Source organism: Escherichia sp. KCJ4928, from assembly GCF_004352695.1.
Lineage (GTDB): Bacteria > Pseudomonadota > Gammaproteobacteria > Enterobacterales > Enterobacteriaceae > ECMA0423.
This window is the reverse complement of sequence record NZ_SJWV01000355.1, coordinates 1-1,904: the sequence shown is the minus strand read 5'-3', so window position 1 is coordinate 1,904 and position 1,904 is coordinate 1. Positions and strand designations below refer to the sequence as shown.

Annotated in this window: 3 protein-coding genes; all 3 read right to left on the bottom strand. The window is 54.2% G+C overall.

The genetic code is table 11. The features are described 5' to 3' along the window. On the bottom strand, positions 1–959 hold a 959-nt coding region (locus E0D98_RS23735), incomplete at its 3' end, for a DUF5710 domain-containing protein (protein ID WP_240723759.1). Positions 960–1,022: 63 nt separating this feature from the next. Beyond that, complete coding sequence (locus tag E0D98_RS23730; RefSeq protein WP_000817799.1) at positions 1,023–1,313, bottom strand: hypothetical protein; 291 nt, start codon at positions 1,311–1,313, stop codon at positions 1,023–1,025. Further along, the coding region (locus E0D98_RS23725) for an ATPase, T2SS/T4P/T4SS family (protein WP_165941055.1) at positions 1,310–1,904 on the bottom strand (595 nt) is incomplete at its 5' end. The genes E0D98_RS23730 and E0D98_RS23725, both read right to left, overlap by 4 nt.

The following is a 1,904-nucleotide window of genomic DNA, read 5'->3' as shown; positions in this document are numbered from 1 at the left end:
TTAATTTTCCGTTGATGGTCGTTGTCGGCACAGAAGACAAAGGGGCTGTCAGTCCAGATTTGGCGGGCATTTTCTGCCACGTCAATCATATTGCCGGCATCAACTGTCATCAGAACCGGAAGGCCGGTGGCTTCGTGCAGGGAGGCTGCAGTTGCGTAACCTTCCGCAAATAACAGGGGACGGCCATTTTCCGGGGTTCCGAAGGTGAACCAGTTACCGGTTTTCTCTGAGTCTTTCAGAATGCGGGCATCCTTCCCGCCGGTGACAGGAATACGCTGGTATGAACGTATTTCTCCCCGGCTGTTACTGAAAGGGATGACGAGTTCATTCTTGTTATTCAGACGGACGCCCGGTGCGGCAAGGATCCCTTTTCGGGTCAGGTATTCATGCTCTGTTGCCTGTGGTAACTGGTTAATATAGGAGCGGGCATACCGGGCCTGTTTGTTGTACTGTTGCTGCAGTTTACGTGCGTTATCATCGCGCTGTTGCTGAGCGAATGCCCGCAGATGCAGTCTGGCCAGAGGATCGTGTTGTTCTCCGCCGGAAAATACCCAGTTTGTGGGACTGTCATCGGCGCTCCGGTAGTCGCGGTACCAGCCGGCGGGGCGCCCATCAAGATAGGCCTTGTATGCGCCACTTTTGGCCCCTTTTTTGTCATCCCGGGTGGCGACTCTGTGTATGGCGCCATCCATCTGTGGCAATCCCTGAATAACCAGCCCGGCGTTTTCCAGGACCTGAGCAAATTCGGTGACCGGATCGCCGGCATCCATCGACAGTTCCTGCGGCCGGGGTAACCAGCGCTCCAGCAGTGAAAGTTCGGTACCCGCCCGGGCATACCAGAGTTTTTTTTCTGGATCCCATGCGACAGCTTTGCGGCCATTTAACGGGGGGACTGCATTTTTTACGGCTTCTGTCTCCTCAGGCGGGACAGCAAGCCAGGTACGATATCTGGACTTCATGTCGTTCTCCGGGGATTAAAGATGAGGGCGTTGTGATACGCCGGGATGATGGACAAAAGAGGGCTATTCTGGTCCGTGCCATTCACGGGGTAATTCTGTGCGGTGTCGGTACCACCAGGGACGTCCCGATGCCTGCTTACCCTGAAGCAGGCTGTACAGACGTATACAGAGGGTGCGGACTGTCCAGCCGGAATATCCCAGGAGCATAAAAAACAGCAGAATGCCGCTGCACACCCAGAATGTCGTTTTTGACGGATACGGAAACAACAGCAGGTAAATCATGGTAAACGGCAGGGGGACACCATAAATGTTGAGCGGTGGTGTTACATCCCGCCAGAAGCCTTCGCGTTTCATCGGGGGAACTCTCCGGCCGGGATGAAGAGCGCTGCTTCTGATTTCTCAATGCGGTCGTTCTGATACATGGTCAGAACCTGATCCCTTATCCGCCGTTTTTCCTGACGAATGATTTCGTCAATGTAATGTCCCCATGTTGCATGGGATTGTCCGGAGAGCGTATTGCGCAGTTCGTCAGTCATGACGATGTATTCCCGGACAGCCTGCCTGCCGCCGTCATTTGTTCTGACCAGTACCTGCACCAGAATGAACTGTACGAGGGAAAGCGTGGCTGCAGCCATCGAATCCCTGATTTCAGGAGGAAACAATCCCAGCAGGCGGGCAAAGGTTTCTCCGGGTGATTTTGTGTGCATGGTGCCGATACAAAAGTGTCCGGTATTACCCGCCTGGACTGCGGCATCTGCTGTTTCATAATCCCTGATTTCACCGATACCAATGATGTCCGGATTACGGCGAACGGCAGAGCGAAGTCCTGCAGCAAAACTTTCCACATCGCGCCCGATTTCGGCCTGATGGGGAGGCAGAAGGTCATTCTCTCCGCCCAGAATGTATTCCACCGGATCTTCATAGGTCACTATTTTGCGATCGGGG

Bases quoted from the DNA above. Each gene is read 5' to 3' on its own strand.
- E0D98_RS23730 (WP_000817799.1), bottom strand. From the start codon at position 1,313: ATGAAACGCGAAGGCTTCTGGCGGGATGTAACACCACCGCTCAACATT.